Origin of the sequence: Pseudoalteromonas sp. J010 (assembly GCF_003934235.1) — a bacterium.
Lineage (GTDB): Bacteria > Pseudomonadota > Gammaproteobacteria > Enterobacterales > Alteromonadaceae > Pseudoalteromonas > Pseudoalteromonas peptidolytica.
This window is the reverse complement of the sequence record NZ_RDBW01000004.1, coordinates 21904-46390: the sequence shown is the minus strand read 5'-3', so window position 1 is coordinate 46390 and position 24487 is coordinate 21904. Positions and strand designations below refer to the sequence as shown.

3 protein-coding genes (1 of these 3 cut by a window edge) are annotated in these 24487 nt (G+C 48.0%); all 3 read right to left on the bottom strand.

The annotated features are described in order from the left end of the window. Tightly spaced (each overlapping or abutting the next), the 3 genes in view from EAG18_RS03400 to EAG18_RS03390 form a layout consistent with a single transcriptional unit that may run on beyond the window. Positions 1 to 4734, bottom strand: partial view of a non-ribosomal peptide synthetase gene (locus EAG18_RS03400; protein WP_125251100.1) — the start only. The gene continues 7323 nt to the left of window position 1, outside the view; the window shows 4734 of its 12057 coding nt (coding positions 1–4734); the start codon lies at positions 4732 to 4734; the stop codon falls past the left edge of the window. Beyond that, positions 4734 to 14561 (bottom strand): non-ribosomal peptide synthetase, encoded by a 9828-nt coding sequence (locus tag EAG18_RS03395; RefSeq protein WP_125251001.1) that lies wholly within the window; start codon positions 14559 to 14561, stop codon positions 4734 to 4736. Before EAG18_RS03395 ends, EAG18_RS03400 begins: the two co-directional genes overlap by 1 nt. Continuing rightward, complete coding sequence (locus EAG18_RS03390; RefSeq protein WP_125251000.1) at positions 14561 to 24487, bottom strand: non-ribosomal peptide synthetase/type I polyketide synthase; 9927 nt, start codon at positions 24485 to 24487, stop codon at positions 14561 to 14563. The genes EAG18_RS03395 and EAG18_RS03390 overlap by 1 nt, the downstream gene beginning before the upstream one ends.

Below are 24487 nucleotides of genomic sequence, written 5' to 3'. Positions count from 1 at the left end.
CTCAGGCTGCGTGAGTAACTGCGCGATCACAAGGTTAAAACACTCAGCAATGCTAGCCACCGTTTCTTTTTCAAATAGTCCACTGTTGTATAGCCAGTGCAATCGCAACCCTTGCCCACTTACTGTTGCACTGAGCTCAAGATCAAACTTGGCACGCATGTTTTTCGACGTTAAAACTTCCGTGCTAAGGCCTACAAACTCTGGTGTGTGCTGTGGCTCTGGATTAAACGCAAAACTCAACTGAAAAACACTTTGATGACTCAGCTCTCGGCCAACACCAAGATGGTCAATGAGCTGCTCAAAGGGCAAAGATTGATGTTGATGTACTTGTTCAATCTGCTCTTTTTGTATATCGAGTAGTTGGCTGAAATTCTGCTGCCAATCGACCCTCACGCGAATAGGCAAGGCATTAACAAAAAAGCCAATCAACTGCTCCACGTGTGGGTGATGCCGCCCTGAAAATGGCGCACCAATCACAATATCATCCACTTGGCTAAACTTGGCGAGCATCAGCGCATACGCGCTATGCAACCAGATAAATGGGGTTATTGCCAAGCGCTGGCAATGCTGTTGTAGCTGTTGCCATGTCTCTGCGCTTAGCTGCTGATTAAATGCTTGCGCGCTATTATTCATGGCCTGCCCACGCGGCGTATCGAGCGGTAATTGATGCAGTGGTGGCGCACCAACAAGGTGCGCTGACCAAAATTTCATGTCTGCACTTTGCTGCGCGCCTTGACACTGTGCTCGATGCCAATGAGCATAATCCGCGTATTGCACCTCAGGTGGCGTAATCAAGTCACGGGCAAGTTCACAGCCTTGGGCGCAATGGGCATAAAATTGCGTAAGCTCTCGCATTAATACTTCAATGGAGCGAGCATCACTAGCAATGTGGTGCATGTTGACAATAAGGCGATGGTAGCCTGATGAAAATCGAACCAGAGTTGCGCGGATCATTAGATCTTTACTAAGATCAAAGCACTGTGCTTGGTCGTCTCGTACTGCGCGCTGCCAAAGCAAGTTTTGCCACAGCGGCGATTGTGTGGAGACGTCAATGAGCGTAACAAAATGCTCAGGCAAAGCCACAAGGTACTGTTTAGGCTGACCGTTGGTGTTGGTAATAGCCGAGTGCAACACCTGATGCCGTGACAGCACCTTTTGCCAACTTTGCTCGAATGCGCTCAGATCAAGCTTTCCTGAAAACGCCAATAACGCTTGAATTTGATATTGCTGGCTGCCCTGCTGCATTTGATCTAATGTCCACAAACGCTGCTGAGCAAAAGACAGCACCACACCATTGGTTTTATCTACCACAGCAATTGTACTTAGCTGCGTGTCTTGCTTTTCAAGTGCTGTCGCTAAACCTTGCACCGTAGGGTACGTAAAAATCGTTTGCAGCGGTAACTCAATTTGCAGCGTTTTGCGAATATGATTTGCCAGTTTTGCAGCAAGTAGTGAGTGCCCGCCGAGTCTAAAAAAGTCGTCATAGCGACCAACTGATTCGCACTGCAAGATCTCAGCAAAATAGCTTGCAAGTTGGGTTTCAAGCTCGCCAATCGGTGCTTCATAAGTGTTTTCGTTAACGCTTGTATCAAGTTGCTGCAGTAGTGCTTTTTTATCGACTTTGCCATTGCTGGTCAGTGGCATAGCTGCCACCGCTTGCACTTTGGCAGGCAACATATGGTCGGGTAAATTTTGTTTTAAAAACTGCTGCATGACTAACGTGATGTCATCGAACTCGACCTGTTTGTGTAACACCACAAAGGCGCAAATCCAGACATTTTCTGGGTCTTGCCGATTTAACAGCACAGTGACCTCAGCCACTTCGGGATGATGGCGCAACTGGTTTTCAATTTCGCCTAATTCAATACGATAACCCCGAACTTTTACTTGGTCGTCAATTCGACCAACATAGCTCAGCTCACCGCTGGCCATTAGCCGAACAAGATCTCCCGAGCGATATAGCCGCTGATCGGGTGCTGCACTAAATGGGTTTTGAATAAAGCGTGTCGCGTTTAACTCGTCACGTTGCCAATACCCCCGACAAACCCCCTCTCCCCCTACGTACAACTCGCCCACGGCACCTTGCGGCAAGAGCCTTTGCTTGTCATCAAGTACATAGCAGCTGGTGGTCGGAATAGCACGACCTATATTACTGGTGCCAAGCGTCAGATCCGCAGGTTCCAGCGCTTTAAACGTAACATGTACCGTGGTTTCGGTAATGCCATACATATTGATTAACTGGCAATTTGGTAACTGCTGTGCCCAAGGGTGTAGCTTACTCGGCTGTAGCGCTTCACCACCAAAAATTACGTACCGCGCTGCACATTCACTCGCCAGTTGACTGTCGTTGAGTAGCGTGGCTTGTAGCGCGTAAAACGCACTTGGTGTTTGATTTAAGACCGTAACCTGGGCATCAACCAACAGCTGAGCAAAAGCTTGGGTGTCTTGCGCAGTCGCTTTATCCACAACCACAAGATGACCACCAAAGAGTAACGCGCCATACATCTCCCACACAGAGAAATCAAAGCAGAAGGAATGAAACAAGGTCCAAACATCTTGCTCATTAAAATCGAATAAGTTGGGCTCTACATGAAGTAAGCGCACCACATGACGATGCTCAATTTGTACGCCTTTTGGTCTCCCTGTGGTGCCAGAGGTATAGATCATATACGCCAAGTCTTGCGGCTCAATCTGAATAGCATCAAGCTGCTTGAGGGCTTCGCGGCTGGCCTGATGGTCTGCCTGTGACACATTAATTAGCTGGTATGAAAGCTGACTAAACTGTGCCTGTGTAGCGTTGTCACAAAGCAGCCATGGGCTTTGCACGTCTCCCAGAATATACTCAATGCGTTCTTGCGGGTAGTCGGGATCTACTGGCACGTAGGCAGCACCAACTCTAAGCACTGCCAGCAAGGTCACTATCATCTCAACGCTGCGCGATACACTCACCACCAACATGGTTCGTGGCGTGACGCCTTTCTGTAACAGCATTATCGCCAGCGCATTGACTCGATCATTGAGCTCACGATAACTCAGCACAGTCGTGCTATCTTGCACGGCAGTGCGTGTGGCAAAGCGCTCGGCGTAGCGCATGAATAAACTGGTGATGGTGTCTTGCTTAGGCCAAATTGCTCCTTGGCATTGCGCGCCCGTTATTAAAGCTTGCTGCTGTTTTTGGTTCAGTAACGCAAGTTCACCAATTGCGGTATGAGGGGCAGTAACACAAGCTTGAAGCAGCGTGTGAAAGCAATTTGCCCAATGTTTGATGGTCTCTTCAGTGTAAAGATGGCTATCAAACTTCCAATGTAAATAAAGTGCCTGCTCATCAATCACCGCATTGAGTTCTAAGTCGCATTTTACAGGGATGCTGTCCGCCTGCTTTTTTTGCACTTCTTGAACCGATAATCCCGGAAGCGTAAAAGCACGCTCATCACGGATTTCCAGTGTAAATAATATTTGTACTAGCGGGTGGTGGCTTAAATCTCGTGGAGCGCCAATCGCTTCAACCACTTTATCAAAAGGAATATCGCGGTATTCAAACGCCGCTAAGTTGAGGTCTTTTTGTTGCTGCAACCATTGACTAAATGGCATATCACTTTCAAGCTTTGCTTGCATCACTAAGGTGTTAACGAACAAGCCAATTAACGGTGTTAATTCAGGATGATGACGGCCAAGCTCTGGCGTGCCTACAACTACCTGCTGCGATTGCGTAAGCCTTGCGATAAACAACATAAAGGTATTGAGTAGCCACATAAAGGGTGTGAGCTGGAGCGACTTCGCCTGTGTCGAGATCGCCGCAAATAACGACGTATCAAGCGCTTGGCGATATACTTTCCCCGTTAACGACTGCACCGCAGGACGGACAAAATCGCAAGGCAATGACTGCAACGGCGCTAATTCGCTAAATTGCTGTTTTAGTTGCGCCAGTGGTGCTTCGATACGCTCTGGTGTTAGCTGTGCTCGCTGCCACTGGCTAAAATCGCTATATTGCACCTGAATGGGTGGAAGCGGTGTATACGGTGCGCCTAGGTGTTTGCAATAGCCAGCCTCTATCTCTTGTGCAAGTAGCGCCATTGACGCCCCGTCAGAGACAATATGGTGCATATTAAAAGCAAGGTGATGCTCATCGCCATTACTTACCACCAGCACGCGAAGCAAACAATCATGAGCCAAGTCAAAAGGCTTGTTTTGATGTGCTGCGATGCGCGAAGCAATGTAGGCTTGCCTTGTTTCCTCAGCAGCTACACTGGCATCAAGCCACTCGAACGGCGCACTAATATCATCCGTTATTTGCAGCTGGGGTTGGCCATCTTGTTCTTTTTTTACAAACCTAGCGCGCAGTATGTCGTGGCGTAGCACCACATCTTGCACAGCGTTGCGCATTGCGGGAATATTAAGCTCGCCGCGTAACAAAAACTCGGCGGGCATATAATACTGCTTGCTGCCTTGCAACTGCTCTATAAACCAAAGCCCCTCTTGTGCAAAGCTCAGCGGTAAGTCCTTCCCCGCATTTGGCTGCGCGATAATGTGCGGTGAAGATTTCGCCATATCACGGCTTTGCTGCTGAAAGTAGGCAATGATCTCTGATTTATATTCAACTACTTGCTGTTTTAACTGGGGAGGAAACCCAGCGGTTTGCTTAAATGCCAAGCCACCGTTTTTTTCATACAAGGTCACGCCAGCTGCTAATGCTTCTGCGATCAATGCCTCTATCTGTCTTTGCTGTTCATTCATCACAAAAACATCTCCTCAGACTGACCGTTTTCGTCCGCTGCTTTGGCTGCTCGATGGATCTCACACCAAGTTGCAAGTGCACGAACACTTGGCCGCTCGAACAATACTTTTAAGGTAATGGGCACCTCAAGCGCTTGTTCAATTAAGGCAACCGCTTGGCTTGCTGATAAAGAGTGCCCCCCTAATTCAAAGAAGTTACTGTTAATATCTCGAACTTGAGTATTGAGCACTTGAGCAAAAACTTCTGCCAGTAGCGTTTGTAGCTCGGTCATAGGAGCTAAAGGTGCTGTAAGCGCTTGCGTCTGTTGCGACTGCACCAGTTGTGCAAGTGCTCCTGCGTCTACTTTGCCGTTATTGGTAAGCGGCATAGCAGTCAATACATACAGTTTGTAAGGCAACATATAACTTGGCAGGACCTCTGCTAACGAGGTTAAAACCTGAGTCTGTAGCGCTTGTTCAAGCTCACAGATGGCATCACTGTGCGATGGCGTCGTTAGCACCACACAGGCCAGTAAATTATCTTTACTTTCGTTGAGTAACACATGTGCCTGTTGCACTACATCTAGTTGCTCAAGCTGAGCTGCGATCTCATCAAGCTCAATGCGATAACCACGCAGCTTAACTTGATTGTCTCGACGACCAATAAACTGCAGCACGCAAGGGCAGCCCTGTTCATCTAGCAGCCAGCGCACTTGATCCCCCGTCTGATAATAACGCTGCGAGTTATTCATCAAAGACAATGACACGAATCTACTGGCGCTGAGTTCAGGCAACCCAAAATACGCCTGAGCCACATTATCGCCTGCGATGTATAGCTCACCGGGCATGCCCATAGGCACAGGCTGTTGATGCTGATCCAATACCACCAAATCAGTGCCTTGAATGGCGTTACCAATTGGCACAAAGCGCTGTGATCGCTGTGCAAGCGCAACCGCATCTTGGCCACTACAGCGATACACACAGCATCCAACCGTTGCTTCTGTTGGACCATATTCGTTGTAAAAATGAGCATGTGGCACCAGTGCTCCAACTTGAGCCACCACGCTGCTAGATAGGGCTTCTCCCCCCACCACAATGTGGTGCGCTGCATTGCTTGGTTGTAATCGTGCCAGCACGCCTTGCAAATGGGCTGGTGTCAACTTAAACAACAGCGCTTCTTCGCGCGCTAAACATTCACTTAGCTCTGTGATTAACTGCCCGCCATCGCTTAACAATACAACGCCAAGACCATTAATCAGCGCGCCCCATAAGCTCGTTACTGTCGCATCAAATGCTAAAGGTGTGCTGACAACACTCTCATGTAAATCGCTTTTGACATAACTGCGGCTCACGTGCTCAAGATAAAGGTGCAAGTTTCGATGGCTTATCATCACGCCTTTGGGTTGCCCCGTGGTGCCTGAGGTATAAATCATATAAGCTGGCGCATCAATATCGCTTAATGGCGCAAGCGCCTCTACAGGCATGTTCTGCCAATCCTGCTCGGTGTCTATTAGCATCACTCGGCAGCTGAGATCTGTGCTGTTTGGAAGTAGCGCTGAGGTGGTGATAAGGCAAGTCGCTTCACTGTCACGCAATATATAGTGCTGACGCTGACTCGGTGCATTGGGGTCAAGCGGCACATACACAGCCCCAACTTTTAAGATTGCCAACAGTGCCACAACTTGCTCACAGCTTGGCGCTAAGCTTATTGCTACCTGCGACTTTGCTGTTACGCCTTGCTCAATCAAATAACGCGCTAGCTTGTTACTATGTAGCTCCAATTCGCCAAAACTTAACCGCTTGCCAGCCATATCTCGTACAGCATTTTGCTGTGCACTATGCTGAGCAAAATGTTGTATTTTATCGCTGATAAACCAAGGAGATTGCGGCTGTGCTTGCGTGGCAGACGTTAGCTCGCTGAGTGTTTTGCTATCGACTAATGGCAAGGTATTTACGCTTTGCTCAGGGCTTGTGAGCGCAGCATCAATTAAGGTTACAAAAGCATCAACCATCGCCTGCACGCTGGTGTGTTTAAACAAAGCTTTGGCATAATTCCACTGCACCGCAATCTCACTGCCCGACTCTTGTGCATTGACTTCTAAATCGAACTTCATTGCAGGATTAAGATCAAGCTGTTGCTCGATTTTAAGATGAGGTAGCTCGAAGTCACTTTGTTCGTTATTTTGTAGTGCAAAGAGTATTTGTAACACGGGTGAATGCGCTAAGCTGCGCGGAGGATTAATGGCATCAACAAGTTGTTCAAAGGGTAAACTCTGATGAGCAAACGCCGCTAAAATCACCTGCTTTTGCTCACTTAGCCAATCGTTAAATGAAGGCGACCCCACTTTGCGAGTGCGAATAGCTAAGGTATTCACAAAGCAACCCAGTAATCCCTCTAACTCTTTTACCTCACGTCCGGCAATGGGCGAGCCAATGACAATATCCTGCGTTTGACTAAGACGAAGCATCAACAGCGAAAAGGCACTTTGCAGCCACATATACAAGGTGACCCCTTGTGCTTGGCAATGCGCTTTTATCGCCTCAACTTGCGACGTCGTAAGGGTATGGCGAATACACTCACCATCTAGGGACTGAACTTGTGGTCGCTCAAAGTCCAGCGGTAATTCATGAACAACAGGACACTGCTGCAACTGAGTTTGCCAATAGGCAAGATCCGCCTGATAGCTATCTTGCTGTTTTTGCTGCCAGTAGGCAAAGTCTGCATACTGCACCGCTAGTGGTTTAGCGTATTGCTCTGGCAAGGGGTACGCTGGCGTTTCACTAAAGTGCCGATAAAACGCCACAAATTCTTTCGCCAGCAGCGCCATTGACCAACCATCGCTGGCAATGTGGTGCATGTTAAACAAAAGTCCAAATTGGTTGTGACTAAACTGTACACAGATCACGCGCAGCATAGTGTCTTGGCATAAATCAAAAGGCTTGCTGAGTGATTGTTGCAGCAATGTTTGCCAACGCAGCTGTTGCTCTGCGTTATTCAGCCCAGACAAATCCACTAATTCCACAGGACAGGCTACTTGATCACGAACCTGCTGCACAGCACCGTGCTCACCACTTGCAGGAACGATGACCGTACGGAGCACTTCATGACGTGCAACAATCGCGCTTAACGCTTGTGTTAAAGCGTCAATATCTAAGACTCCTTCACACCAATAGCTCGCTGGCATATGGTATTGCAGACTTTGCTCATGTAACTGGTCGATTAACCATAAACGCTGCTGAGCAAAAGAAAGGGGTAACGCTTGGGCTCTTGATACCGGCTCAATGGTATTGCTGTGCGCAATCATCGAACTTGCGGTTATCACTTCAGCAAACGCTGCAATACTCGGTGCATCAAAGAGTTGTGGTAAGGTGATATCTCGCCGCTGCTCACTGCGCACTCGGCTGATCACTTTAATGGCCAGCAGCGAATGCCCGCCTAAGTCAAAGAAACTGTCGTTAATACTCAGTACTTGGCTCGGTAGCAGCTCACGATATAACTCAAGTAAATAACGTTGTATGTCTGTGAGCTTAGATCCATCAATTACCTCGGCGACCTCTTGGCTTTTCGCCTGTGCCTGATAGGCTAACTGTAATGCTTGCTTGTCTACTTTTGCGTTTGCAGTCAGCGGAATATCAGCAACGACATCCAGCGCGGCAGGTAACATGTAACTGGGCAGTGACTGCGATAAAGCTTGGCGCAACTGCACAAGTGTGAGCTTAGCATCACCATTTAAAACCACATGAGCCACTAAGCTTTCTTGCGCTTCATCAATACTCACAGCGCAGCTTTTTACTTGCGCCAACGCGTCGATTTGATGGGCGATTGCCACAAGAGAAATACGGTAGCCGCGCAGTTTTACTTGCTCATCTAACCGCCCCAAATAACAAAGGTAGTCAGCCTCTGCGCGCGCATTCGCCTGCCACTTTGCCTTGTCGCCACTGCGATACCAACGCATGCTTGAAATACCAGACGCAGGCACCGCTTGCTCAACAAAGCGTGTTTGCGTCACACTCGCGAGATTAATATAGCCTTCACACACCCCATCTCCCGCAAGCCAAAGCTCTCCGGGCATATTAGGTAAAGCCAGCTGGCCAAACTCGTCGACCACTGCAAGGGTCATATTATCAATAGCATGACCAATAGGCACTTCTTCGTGGCCCGCTAACAAGTGGCGCGACTCACGGCTTACAGCATAGATACTACAGCCGACTGTTGCCTCAGTTGGGCCATATTCGTTTATCCACTGAGCATTAGGGAGCTTATCCATCAGCTTATCAACCAAGGCTGCGCTCAACCCTTCACCGCCAACCACAAATCGGTGAGCAATATTGCTATAAGTTTGTGCGTCACTTAATGCCAATACCGCGCGTAAGTGAGCTGGTGTTAACTTGAATAATTTAGCTTCCGTCGCGGCAAAAATCTGTTCATGTAATGCAGGCAACAATTCAGCCCCCGAGGGAAGCAGCTCAAGCTCTCCGCCTCGCATTAAAATAGGCACTAAGGCGGTCACCGTCGCATCAAACGCCAGCGGTGTACTAAGTACAGCTTTGGTTATATCGCCGGATTGTGGCAGGTAATGCTGAGACGCAAAACGCAGATAATTATTGAGGTTGCTATGACTAATGGGCACCCCTTTTGGCTGCCCAGTTGAACCTGAGGTATAAATAACATAAGCAAGCTCGGCCTCTTTAAATGCAGCAGCGTCTTCATCTACCAACAAACTGGTATCGTAAAACGCAAAATTCCCCTCGGCTTCAAACAAATCATCAAGCAACAAAAAGTCACTCCCGGCTTCAATCAAGCGCTCGGCATCTTCACTTAGTGCCAGCGTCAATACGATGTCTGCATCATTCATGATGTAGGCTAAGGTATCGGTTGGCGTGTCATGATGAATGGGCACATAGATATGGCGCGCTTTTAATATTGCCAGCACCGCAGCCACCATGTAACTGGAAGGTGGCAGTAAAATAGCAATGCGACTTTGCTCGGCAAATGCCATTTCTAATAAGCTATTAGCAAGTTGATTCGCGCATTTTTCTAAGGTGAGATAACTACAAGAGAACTCCCCCATGCGCACCGCAGTCTGTAGTGGAGCCTGAAGAGCTGCTTGACTAAACTGAGCCACCCATGGCTGTTGCTCTGTCACTTCTACTGCAACACTTTGCTGCTGTTTTAATAACGCTAACTGCTGCTCAGCGGGCCACAATGACAATGCTGACAACGGGACATTTGGCTCTGCAAGGCATTGCGATAACACATAACAAAACTGCTGATGGAAACTAACTACACTCGCTTCTTGCCACAAGTTACTGTCATAAAGCCATTCAACGGTGAGTACATCCCCCTCGTCTATCACTGCAACTTCCAAATCTAGTTTGGCACCGCGTACTTTACTTTGGCAAGGCGTCACTTCCAATTGTTCTAGCGTAAGGTTTTCATTTACCTGATTATTTACCCGAAATACGATTTGATGCAGCGGATGTTGAGTGCTTGAGCGTTCAATGTCTAGCTCATCCACTAACACATCGAAGGGAATATGTTGGTGTTGCAACGCGTCGTTTAGTAAGCCTTGAGTTTGCTGTAGCGCTTGGGTAAAGGTGGTGTCTTCGCTCCACTTGCTCCTAAGCACTAAGGTATTGATAAAGTTACCAATCATATTTTCAAATGCTTTAAGGTGACGCCCTGATACCGGCGTCCCGACAACCACGTCGCGCTGTTGAGAAAAGCGGCTTAACCACAAGGAAAATAGCGTTTGCAGTAACACAAATAAGGTTTGCCCTGAGCGAGTTTGATACGCTCGAAGCGCACTGACCAGCGCTGCAGGTATGGGCTCAATCACTAACGCGCCGCGCGCAGAAGTTGTTGCTTCTCTGCGGTAATCAAGCGGTAGTTCATGCCCCTTGGGCAGACCTTGTAATTGCATACGCCAATAATCGAGCTCCTGTTGCCATAGCGAACTCTGCTCCAGCTGCTGTTGCCACATTACATAATCAACATAATGCACCTCTTGCAATGTTGGGGTGTCGCCACTGAGCGCGGCTTTGTATGCCTGTTCTAACGCTTCGCTCAAACAGGCAATAGACCAACCATCGGCTGCGATATGATGTAAGGTGATCACAAGGGTAGCCTGCGTGGCTTGCTGCTGATAAAGACTGGCGCGTAGCATCAAATCACGGCTTAAATCGAAGCTGGTTGCGTAATCTTCTGCGATAGCCTGCTCTAACGCATGCGCTTGTTGCTCAGCGGATTTATCAGTCCAGTCGTGCTTAACCAAGGCAAATCGAGCATCAAGATTAACGCTTTGATATGGCTCTCCTTGCGCATTTTGATGGTAATTAAACGCCAAGACCGGATGTTGCTTAATCACAGTCATAAAGGCTTGCTCTAAGGCCTCAGCATTCAGCTTACCTGTTAATTGGAATATGCCCTGGAGATTATATTGGTTGCTGTGTCCTTGCAGTTGATCAACAAACCATAAGCGCCGCTGTGCAAATGACAAAGGATAATTGGGCTGTGATGGCGCAGGCTGTAGACTTGGTAAAGACGACTGCGACTGAGAGTTAGCCAACATCTCACTTAGTTCAAATACGCTCGGATTGGCAAATACTTGCTTTAAGCTCACCTCCACTGAGAGCTGAGCTCTTAGCTCATTGAGCAATTGCATTGCCAATAAAGAGTGACCACCAATGCTGAAAAAGCTATCGTGCAGCCTCACTTCTGGTGCGCCTGTTAAGGTTTGATAGAGCGCAATTAACTGTCGCTGCAACGCACTTGTCACCTCACTACTTTGGCTTTGAGAAGTTAATGCCAAAGACTGTAATTGTTGGCGGTCTGACTTGCCATTACTCAGGGTGGGTAAGTGTTGGCAAAGCTCTATCCAGCTTGGGATCATCGGCTCAGGCAAGCGACGCTTCAAGCCTTGACGGATCGCCTCGCGCAGATTAGTTGCGGCGCACTGGCTGCTATCAACACTTACCACAAAAGCAACCAAGGCATCTTGTTTGCCGAGCTTGCGCACCACGACTGCTGCCTGCGATACCTCATCAAGCGCTACTAGTGCAGCTTCTATTTCATTAAGGTCAACGCGGTAACCGCGAATTTTCGCTTGTTTGTCAATTCGACCGAGAAATTCAAGCTCGCCGCTCGCATTCAGCCTAACGCTATCACCACTGCGATAAAAACGGGTGCATTGGGTACTATGTTGCAAGCTACTTGTAAACTGAGTTGCGGTCTCTGAAGGCGCATTTATATACCCTTTGGCGAGGCTCGGCCCGCCAATATAGAGCTCACCGGGCATGCCTGCGGGTGTTAGCTTCCCCTGTTTGTTGAGTACACAAGTGGTAACATGTGCCAAAGGCGTGCCGATTGGGTAACTGTGGCCGGTTAGCTTGCTGTCTGTCACTTCATGACAAATCACTCCAACACAAGCCTCCGTCGGACCATAATGGTTGAAAATACGCGCCGCGGGCGTCAGCGCGCGAATGCTATCAACAAGCTGCTCACCTAATGCTTCTCCACCTAACACCCACTGCGAAATAGCGGGCTTTTGCTCAGCAAATTGAGGCAAAAGCACCGCGGCAAAAGAAGGGGTTAATTTAATCAAATTAACTTGCTCAGCCACTAACTTGGCTGCGATTAGGGCAGGTTCTGGGGCTTGGTTTGCAAGAGTCAGCACCACAGTGCCGCCATGAGTAAGCACCGGATACACAGCCGTTAAGCATAAGTCTGTGGCAAGTCCTGTGACCACGCCCGCTCGCGTATCTTGGTTGTAACTCAATCTCGCCGCAATACTGCTGCAATAGTGGCTCAGCGCGCCATGGCTGATCTCAACCCCTTTGGGCACACCAGTGGAGCCAGAAGTAAACAACACATACGCGCTATCATCAAAACTTGGTGAATAAGTTTGCTGCGGCGCTCCTTTGTTTTGGTTCAGCTCACTATATTTAATAACCTGGATGTCAGCTTCATGTAGCGCTTGGCAAAGAGGCGTTTCGACACTTACTACCACCGTATTACACTCAGCTTGCCCTAGCATTTGTAGCGCTCTTGCAGTGGGCATATTGCCATCAATAGGTAGATACGCGCGGCCACTTTGCATTACGCCAAGCATAGTGACAATGTCACTCATATCACCCGTAGTTATCAGCGCAATGATTGACGCTGGAACATCTAAGTTGTTGGCAATTTGCAAACTTTGGGCATACAACTGCTGATACGTCAGGGTGCGTGATGCTTCGCCATTGGTACTTGGCACAACCACTGCAATCGCATCACCTTGAGTTTGCGCTATATTTCTGATTGCTTGTAGCACCAGCGCCGGCTGGTTGATGTTGTGATTAATATCCGCCGCCTTTGTCGGTACGTTCGTTGATTTGAGCACCAAGTCGTCAATCGGCAGCGTTTCTTTAGCACAGTAGCACTGGACGAGTGCCAAATAATCATCGGCAAATTGCTGAATAAGCACATGCTTATAAAGCCCTGTTGCATAAACAAAGTCACACACAAAGGCATCATCTGTATCATCAACAGATAGGGTTAAGTCAAATTTCGCAGTGCCATTATCTAGGGCAATTAACTCGGCTTCTAATTGGTTATTTACCGACACCTTATTACTGGCCACACCATTGTAGTTAAATAACACTTGGAACAAGGCGGAATGCGCTGCGGATTTGGGTAGCTCTAGCGCTTCAATGATGTCTTCCACGGCAGCGTTTTGATTACTAAGCCCTTGCAACACTTGACCTTGTAGTGCCTTAATCGCCTCACTCATGGAGTGTTCACCGTTTATCTGCATTCGCAATGGCAAGGTATTAATAAAGCAGCCAAGCATAGCCTCAAACTCACTTTGCTGACGGTTTGCAACCGGCACCCCTAAGGTAATATCAGCTTGCTCACTGTAACGATAAAGCAAGATGTAGAACACCCCAAGCAAGACGGTAAAATGTGTTACGCCATCGCTGTGGCAAGCTTTATCTAATCGTTGTATTTGTTCTGCGTTAAACGAACAACGAACTGTGCCACCTTGGTACTGCTTTTCTTTTTTTCTTGGATAGCTGGTGGGTAATTCAAACGGTGTAAATGCCTCTAACTGCTCAGTCCAATAGGCCAATTGCTGTTGATAGTCTGGGGATTGTCTTAATTGCTGCTCCCAGTGCACATAGTCAACATACTGTAAATCGGGAAGCTCAACACACATCTCTGTTAGCTCATACAGCAGTGCGTTGATAAATACAGTCACGCTCCAACCATCGCTAATAATATGGTGCATATTTATTAGTAACCAGCGACAAGCGGTGTGAGAGTTGCGCACTAATGCCGTCACTTGTAGTAACGACTCACTAGCAAGATCAAACTGATACCCCACAGCCTGTTTAATCGACTCAGGCAGCTGATTGGGCAGCGCGTCCTCATTAACGCTCATCACCGTAATTTTCATCGCCTCAGCAGGTTCAATTTGCTGAACCACCTTCCCTTCAACCGTGGTAAACCTTGCTCTTAAAATATCGTGCTTAGCTACCAAGCGGTTCAAGGCTTGTTCAATGTCCGTGACTAAAAATGGCTGCGATAATTTAACGAGCCCAGCCATATTGTATGCCGCGGTGCCTCCTTCATACTTATCAATAAACCACATTCTTTGCTGCGCAGCAGATAGCGCGGTAGATTGCTTTTGTTGCCCCTGAAGGTAGGTGATAAGCGTAGTTTTGTGCGTCTTTATCTTATCCAGAATACCCTCAGGCACCTGCCCAAGCGGTGTTCTAAGTTTTAATTTATCCTGCTGTAAATAAACATAAATCTGTTGACGATCAAGCTCATCTAACCACTGTTTTATTGCAGAGTTATCCATCATTACAAGTCCATCTCCGTCATGGATTTATCACTCAGTGCAGCGCTCAAATCACGATCGCTCACAATATCACTGACTTTTTCTACATTTGGAGTTTGCGCTTCCAGCGCCATGGCATCATGGGCTTGTTTCAGCGCTTCTATACATTCGGCAAGCTCTGCAATACAGGCATGCTCAAAGATGTCGCCAATGGTCAATTTAATATTGAAAGCTTGGTTGAGTCTCGATACCAACTGCATACCAATCACCGAATTGCCGCCGCTATCCACAAAACGTGCTGTGACGCCCAACTGCTCAACAGGGAGTAGCGAGATATAGTGCTGGTGCAGCTGTTTTTCTGTTTCAGTGCGGGGAGCCAAGGTGCATATTTCTGAGGCTTTTTCTGCCACTGGCTTTGGCAGTACTTTTCGGTCGCGCTTACCATTTGGCGTCATCGGCCACTGACTTAACCAGACAAAATGCTCAGGCACCATGTAACTTGGTAACCACTCACCAAGCGCTTGGCGCAACCGAGGTGAAGACCACTCGGTAGATAGCTCACCATCATCAACGATATACCCACATAGACAAGAGCCTGTTGCTAGTGTTTGCACACAAACATCGACTTCACCGCTATTGAGTATCCGCCCCAAGTGATGGCTAATATCACCAAGCTCTATGCGGTGACCATGGAGCTTAATTTGGTTATCTAAGCGCCCTTTTACTTCAAAGCGACCATCAGCTAAACGCCTCGCTTTGTCTCCCGTTTTGTATAAACGGCGGCTAATTGAGGTGCTAAATTGATGATTGATAAAGCGCTGCTGGGTCAGCTCTGCTTGATGTAAATAGCCCATAGCAACACCACTGCCACCAATGTATAACTCGCCCCATACGCCATCGGGTAAAGGTAACCCTTCACCATGACCCTCGGTTGGGAGCACGAATAAGCTGGTATTTTGTATCGCTTTACCAATGGTTACCTCTTCGGCATTATCGATATGTGCCACCGCCGACCAAATCGTGGTTTCGGTTGGCCCGTATAAGTTATAAAGCGCTTTACTGTTGCTGAGTAGCTGCTCGGCTAGTGCCTGAGGTAAAGGCTCACCGCCACTCCACACTTTTATGCCAGAGGTACATGCTGGCGCTGCATTTAGCAGTAATTGCCATAACGTTGGCGTTGCCTGCATCACAGTTACCTGTTGCTGCTCGATAAGCGCGCCAAGCACAGCTGGGTCGCTAATACTTTCATCACTTGCCAGCACCACAGACGCACCAACCAGTAATGGCCCAAACAATTCTAGCAAGGCAATATCAAATGCCACCGTGGTGATAGCCAATAAGCGGTCATCTGCCACCAGCCCCGGCTCGCGACACATAGATGCAAGCAAATTAGCAAATGCCCCGTGATTGACCTCAACGCCTTTGGGTAACCCCGTAGAACCAGAGGTATAAATCACGTACGCTCGCTGCTGAGCTTGAATTAGTAAGCTTGGGCTACGAGTCGCACTTTTGACAATTTCTTCCGCATCGCTATCCATACAGACTCGCTTTAAACCACCATGATTGAATAACGCAGACTCCGCACCGGTGGCATCACACAGCACAACTCTCACTTTGGCATCATGCAAAATATGCGCGATGCGCTCGTCAGGAAAGGTAAGATCAAGTGGTAAAAATGCCGCCCCTACTTTCATTACTGCCATAAGTGCTATCAACAGTTCCGCCCTGCGAGGTAATGCCACTGCCACGATACTATTGGGCGTTACCTGCTGCTTCATCAAGTAGTGAGCGAGCTGGTTAACACGCGCATCTAGCGCTTCATAACTGAGACTCACATCATCCGTTACCAATGCTGTCCGCTTGCTGCAACGCGACACATTGTGCTGCCACGTTTCAATGAAACTCGTCGCGACTTTGACCGATTTTTCTTGTTGCAGTGGCAACTCAACCAATCGATACACATCATCGCTACTTTGCATCAGCTCATTTTGAGCCCCTATCGGTGTACTACTCTGAACTTGCGACAGCAAATGGACAAACTTAGCCACATACTGAGTCATTAATTCAGTATCAAATTGCGCAGTGTGATATTCCACTAACAGTGACCACTGCCCCGCAATACAGGTCATATTTGTCGTCAGTTCAAATTGGCCAAATTTAGCGACACTTGGTTGCACCTCAACTTGCAGCCCGTTAAAGCTCGGCAAAGTGGTAACTTTATCTAGATTAAACAAGGTACTAGGTAGAATAAGCTGGTCATCAGCAAGGCTTGCATATGGATGAGTTTGATGTTCAAAGGCATCAAGTAAAATATTTTGCACCCGCTGTACCAGCTCACCGATAGTGCTAAGGCCTGCTATATCAACCACAATGGGTAAGATATTGGTGCAATAGCCCAGTAACGCTCGGTCGAGCAACTCAGGCTCAAACTGTGATGCCAGTCGTTGCCTATCGGATACCGGCACACCGACACTTATTACCGTCTGGCCGCTTAACTTGTGTAACCACAAGCAATACAGTGCAAGCATGGTTGCAAATTGCCCACAGCGTAAAGACTGGGCAAGGATCTCAGTATTTCGGATTGCATTCGATGAAATGGGTAATGTAAGTTGATTAACTTGGAATGAAGCCGCACTCACCATCGTTGATTTTGGCAGCTCAAGCGGAGTTGAACTGGCTAAGCACTGGTGCCAAAAAGCTTGGTTTTTGGCAGCTTCCGGTGAATGTGAATATGCCTGCAAGCTATCAACGTAGTGGCTAAAGGAAACTGCTCGACTTGCCGTCTCATTTTGTTTTACATTTTGATTGTAGCGCTCAGCAATTGCTGCTAACGCCATTTGTAGTGACAGCCCATCGCAGATCACATGATGGGCCACCACACTTAGATAGTGCTGCGCTTTGCCATCACTCAACAATGTCACTCTACAAAGTGGGTCTTTTGCAAAGTCAAACGGTTGATAACGTAGTGCAGATAACCGCGCGTGTAATGCTGCTTGGCCGTCTTCGCTCCATGATTCAACATGTAGCTCGGCTTTTTCCACTCGGCAATATTGCATTAAGCGCTCACTATCAACACCAAAACGCAAGATTGGGAAGTCGCGGCAGAGCGTGGTAACGGCTTGTTGCAGCCGCGCTAACTCGAGCTTACCAGAGAGTTTTACCGTCGCTTGCAATTGATATGCACTCGCCCCTTCGCTTGAGGTCAACGCCATCGCTAATAGTTGTTGCTGGCTAAGGCTAAGTGGAAATGCAGCATCGTCATCACTTTGGCTCGCTTCACCAAAATAACCCGCACGTTTTAAGCTAAGTACACTGGCTTCAACCGCGTTTATCACTGCTGCAATGTCTTCATCTGTATGGGCGGCGCTGAAAAAGCAGTTACGCCCTTCCCAGATAAACACACCGCGCTCTAGCATTTCATAAAAGAACACATCAAGATTTTGCGAAAAGCGAAAACGGAATAATGAGGCAAACGCTTCTATTCGAATGGGTACATCATGGGTTTCAAAAAACGCATTGAGATGTGCTTTAAATGCCGCGGTTTTGTCGTTGATCCCTTGTTGTAACGCTGGACCTTGCGATTTAATCGCTTGCAACACCGCTTTGGCGCTTGCCATAGTCATTGGGTGTTTACAAAAAGTTCCGGCAAAGAACGTGGTATCGGTCAAAGGGTAAGAGTCATCTCCGTATTGCCAATTTCCTCCGTCAATGGCATCAAGGTAGGTAGCGGCCCCTGCGACCACACCGATAGGCATACCTCCACCGACGATTTTGCCATAGGTTGCCATATCGGCCTTAATACCAAGCAAACCTTGAACGCCACCAGGATGTGCTCTAAAGCCAGTGATCATTTCATCAAAAATGAGGGCAATACCATGTGCTTCAGTGAGCGTACGAAGTTTACGTAAAAACGCCCAAGGCTGATTTTCAGGATGACGGCTTTGTACCGGCTCAACAATCACCGCGGCAATATGTTGCGCCTCTCGGGTAATGATCTCAAGCGCTTCATCATCACCATAAGGTAAGACAAGGTTATCGGCGATTGCGCCGTAGCGCACTCCAGCACACATTGCCTCTACGCCTTGCTCTGGCGACTCAGTTGCTAAAGTACCATCATAGTGACCATGGTAAGCACCTGAGAACTGAACAATTTTATCGCGCTTGGTCACTGTTCTTGCTAGGCGTAGCGCTGTCATTACGGCCTCTGTACCAGAGTTACAAAACGATGCCCGCTCAAGCCCAGTCAGCTCACAGATAAGTGCGGCGACCTCTGGCGCATCAGGACTTGCAAGCCCCAGTTGCATACCCGCTTCAAGCTGCTGCGCCAGTGCAGCTTTGATAAAGTCAGGATTATGACCAAATAAGTTAGTACCAAAGTCCATGGTGATATCAATATAGCGATTATCATCAATATCCCAGATATATGCGCCCTCACAGCGCTTAGAGAACACCGGATAAAGTAGCTCTTTGCTCGACAGTCTAAAACCCGCCGACGCACGGCAGTCCGCTAGGCGTGCGCGATATTCGCTCACTAGCGCTTTTGAACTGTGCGTTTTCGCAATGTAAGAGTCACTCAATGCAGCAAGATGTTGGCGTATAGCTGGGCTGCTATTGGCACGCTGCACTTGTTTTTGCTGTGCGCCTGGTAATACTGATTGAGCGCTGCTCAGCTGGGCTTTTGACACCACAGTTGCTGTTGTGGTGACTGCACTACTTTCAATTTTTACGCCCTGAATATGGCGTAACTGCTGCCCCACCACGGCCTCTAACGCAGCTCTTGCTTCAGCGTTGGTCACTGTGCTTGCCGCCTGTAATTGCGCCTGACAAATGGCAACGAGAGTATGGCTGTCAGCCTCTACAGCGCTACCTTTTGGCGTATCCGTCGCAACCGATACAGGTGATGGCAAACTGCCAGCTTGTTGTGAACCCTGCGGCGTTTTGAGATAGTCACTATGGCGTTGAATATAGGCCACCAACTTATCGACATCGCTGAGTTCTTGATAAAATTGGCGAACACTAAACTCTAAACCGAATTCCCGCTCATATACTCTAACAGCCTGCATGATCATCAACGAATCAACCCCCATTTCTAGCAACGGGAGGTTGGTTTGGATAGCATCAGCGGGCATCGACAAGAGTCCCGCTAGAGTATTGAGCACAAAGCTGCGAATTTGTGCATCACGGTCACTCGCTTCTACCACTGTCAGAGCTTCGGGCTGTGATTGTTCAGTACCAAAAATCCAGTATGAGCTGCAATCAAATGGGTATTGCGGCAAACTCACTCTAGCGCTCGGGCGATTGCCATACACCAGTTGCCACTCGAGCGCCCCGCCTAAATCGAGGTATGTGCCTAAACACTCGGCGAACCTCATGCAGTCATCGCCTTTGGGGTGCAATACATGGGCATAATTGAGCGCTTTGTTATTACTGTTTTCTTGTATTAAGCCACTCAAAATAGGTTTGGGACCAAGCTCAATCGCTAAGCCATGCTCTAGTGACTCAAGCTCGGTTACACAGTCAACAAAGCGAACCGGTGCCATAATTTGTTCAACCCAATACTCAGCTGTTGCAATGCGTGCGGTCTCTACTTGCCCCGTCATGGATGAAACAAAAGGCAATTTAGGCTGTTGAAAGCTAACCTGTTCAGCGACTTTCCTAAAGGCGTCTAGCATGGGGTTCATCAGTGGAGAATGGAAAGCGTTTGCCGTATGCAGCGCTTTTACTTTAATTTGCTGTGCTGCAAGTACGTCACTGAGGGCTGAGATTGCTTCCTCAGCACCGGAGAATACCACCCCAGCCTCACCATGAAAGGCTGAGATAACCACTTGCCCCTGAATCTCGTTCAAGCAATTACGTGCGGCTACTTCATCACATCTTGCGGCGATCATGCTGCCTTTTATCGGTAATTCATGCATTAGTTGACCACGCGCTGCAATCAACTCAACGCCATCACGAAGCGAGAACACACCCGCAATACAAGCCGCTGCATACTCACCAACGCTATGACTGAGCAGCTGAGATGGCTTTACCCCAAAATGTATCAATAAGTTTGCCACACTATATTCGACGGCAAACAAGCTCACTTGCGTCCAACGTGTTTGTGCCAGTAATTCACTATACTTTTCATCGAATAACACATCCAACAGGCGGGCACCAAAGCGCTCGCCAACTAGATTGTCAATGTCATCTAAGTGCCCGCGAAACACTGCATGGTGTTGATATAAAGACCGAGCCATCAAGGGGTATTGCGAACCTTGTCCGGTGAACAAAAACGCGACTTCTGGTGGAGTGTTTGCCGAGAACTGTTCAGCAATAATAGGGCTATTCAGTTGCGCAATAAGTGCCTCTCTACTCACACTACTAAACGTTTTATGCACACCTTTAAGCGGCACTTGCTCGGCATTTTGTGCGCAGAAGTCATCAAATGCTTGAGGAGTCAAACTCGACAATCGCTCACTATAGTGACCTGCGAGTTGTTGCAATGCCGCTTTTGATTTAGCAGCCAGAGGCAATAGATAACACGAAGGCGGTGTTACTTCAGCTCGCGTATAGGGTTTAGGCGCAGGCGCTTGTGCGCAGATCACATGGGCATTAGTACCACCAAAGCCAAAAGAGCTTAATCCAGCAGCTCTTATTTCCCCTTGTTGTACAGGCCATGCCTGCGTGCTTTGCGGCACAATGAACGGAAGCTTTTGCCATGGAATATGCGGGTTTAACACCTCACTATAACGCTGCGCTGGAATTTGCCCATGCTGTAAACACAGTAGTGTTTTGATAAGCCCAGCAATACCCGCACCGGACTCAAGGTGACCAATATTCGCTTTTACCGCACCGAGAATAACCGGATTATGACGACTATGGTGCTCTCCATACGTGCGGTTTAATGCTGTGATCTCGATAGGATCGCCAAGCTCCGTACCCGTGCCATGGGTTTCCACATAGTGGATATCTTTCGCCTGCATCTTGGCATTATCAAGGGCGGCATTGATCACAGCCTGTTGCGCGGCACTATTTGGCGCGGTAATACCATTGCTACGGCCGTCTTGATTAATTGCACTGCCTTTGAGTACACCAACAATCGGGTCGTTGTCTGCCATGGCTTGTTGTAGCGGCTTTAGCATCACCACCCCAACTCCTTCACTTCGCACATAGCCATCCGCTGTCTGTGAAAAGGTTTTGCAATGACCATCTGCTGCTAACATCTGTGCATTTTCACAGGCCTTAGTCACATCATCGCTCAGAATAAGGTTAACGCCCGCCACCAATGCCGCGTTTGTTTCTCTATTTCTTAGTGCCTGAATTGCATGATGAAGCGCCACCAGCGATGACGAGCACGCAGAATCAATTGCCACACTTGGGCCGGTAAAATTAAAGCTAAAAGAAATACGGTTTGCAGCAATGCTCAGTGCTGTGCCTGTACCTAAATACGCGGTACTTTTTTGCTGTTGTTGCGACAATAAAAAGTAGTCATTTTGTGATATACCAACATACACGCCAATATCGCTACCAGCGAGCGTGGCGGGTTGGTAACCGGCATGTTGTATGGCGTGATAAGTCGTTTGAAGCAGTAACCTATGTTGTGGGTCGATATGCTTAGCTTCGAGTGGCGAGATCCCGAATAATGCAGCATCAAACTCATCGACATTCTCTAAATAGCCACCGAGTCGGTCGGCTTCGAGATTCGGGCAAAGCTGCTGGCGCTTAGGATCTGGCGTGGTGATCCCATCGCCTTGCTGACATAACAGCTGCCAAAATGCCTCTAATCCATTTGCTGAAGGATAACGACAGGCCATGCCAATCACGGCAATATCTGTATCCGCAATATGTGCAATTTGGCAAGAGGCTTGCGTCTTATTCGCTTGCTCAGTGGCACCTTTCGACTTGTTAAGCTCTGTCTGCCCTAGAGCTTGAGCAAACGTACTAAACTGACTTAAATACTGGGCGAGTTCTCGAATTGAAGGATATTCGTAAAGTACCGTAGGCTCAAGGTCTAGCTGGTGTACTTCCATTAACTCCCCTGAGATCCGCACCGCTTTCATCGAATCTACACCTAATGCTAAGAATGGCGCGTCGATATCCAAACTATGCGCGGGCTTATCTATTTCTTGTGCGACTAACTCTCGTAATAACCGCTGAATTTGTTGTAGTGACGATGAGGACGATGGCGCCTCAGCTTGCTGTAGCACAGCAGCTTCTTGGGCACGCGCAATTGCTTCAAAGTTACCAGCTAGGTAACTACGCTTGTTCTCTTGGCGCTGAATTTTACCGCTCGATGTTTTATGAATGCGACCGGGTTTTATCAATACGATGTCATAAGGCGTAATGCCGTGGTGCTCAACGATCGCTGCGGTGATCTGCTGCAGTACCTGCTCAGCACTTAACCTCCTAAGCGCGGTACGCTTTACTTGTTGTACTATCACCAAACGTTCTTCATCGCCATTAGCGGCGACCGAAAACGCAGCGCCGCCATTTTGTTCTAAGCTGTCACTTGCTTCTGTCACCGTCAGCTCTATATCTTGCGGGTAGTAGTTTTTACCACGGAAGATAAGTACGTCTTTGGCGCGTCCTGTCACGAACAATTCCCCACGCTGGATAAAGCCTAAATCACCAGTACGCAGATAATCCCGTTGGTCAGCACCTTTAATTCTGGCATGAAATGTCGCCTCAGTTGCCGCTGGGTTATTCCAATACCCTTTTGCTACACTTGGGCCAGTTACCCAAATCTCTCCGGTTTCACCATCATCGCGGGCTTCAAAAGACTCTGGGTTAACAATCGCAATGTTATGCTCGCCCCAACTCACACCAGAAGATACGGCGTAATAAGGCTGCTGTTCATCAGCCACATCTAACGCATAAAACGCATCTACTGTATCTTCATCTGCGACTCGTTCGGCTTTACCCTGCTGTAGCTTGGTCGCATCAATACGTAATATCCTTGGCTTTTCTAGAAGACGTCCACCAGTTGCAAATAAGGTGGTTTCTGCCATGCCGTAACAAGGTGCGATACTCTCTCTTTGTAAGCCACACACTTTAAACTTTTGATAGAAACGCTCTAACGTGCTGGCACGCACTGGTTCTGCGCCATTTAATGCCGAGCGCCAATGGGACAAATCTAAGTCTTTAAGATCTTCGTCTTTAACAGTGTCCACACACAGATCGTAGGCAAAGTTTGGCGCACTTGACGTTAAAGCTTTGGTTTGGGAAAGCAGCTTTAACCAACGCAGTGGTTTTTGCAGGAAATAAGCCGGGTTCATCAGCGCGGCTGTCGCACCGATGTAAATTGGGTGCATAATGCCAAAAATGAGTCCCATATCATGGAAATGAGGCAACCAACTTACGACCGACGAGTTGTTATCATGACCAAACGCTTCTTTCATGAGCGCCTGATTATCAAGAATATTGTCATGGGTTACCATTACGCCTTTGGGTGTGCCCGTCGAGCCTGAGGTATATTGTAAAAATGCCAATTGCCCACCATGAATGTCTGCACGAGGCCACTGTTGAGTAGTCGATTTAAGTGCAATGTCATCAGTAGTAAATAGCGCTAACTTCGCTAGGCTTGGTTCAGCATTAAGCAATGGCTTGGCGATTTCATCGATTTTTTCACTGGTGAGCGCGCCTTTGGCACCTGCGTCTTCAATGATGGCACGCAGACGATCAACGTTTTGATTCTTCTTAGGAGGATAAACCGGTATCGCAATGATCCCAGCGTATAAACATCCAAAAAATGCTTCTATAAATTCAAATCCGGAGTTGTATAGTAATAATGCTCTGTCACCCGGCTCAAAATATTCACTCAATACCTCAGCAATGGATGCTGCACGTGTATGCAATTCTTGGTAGGAAATGGTTTTACTTGGTAGTGCCTCATCGTAAAAATACTGATAGGCAATATCTTGAGATCGAGTACGCGCTAAACCCGCGAGTATAGTAACAATATTTGTATTCAT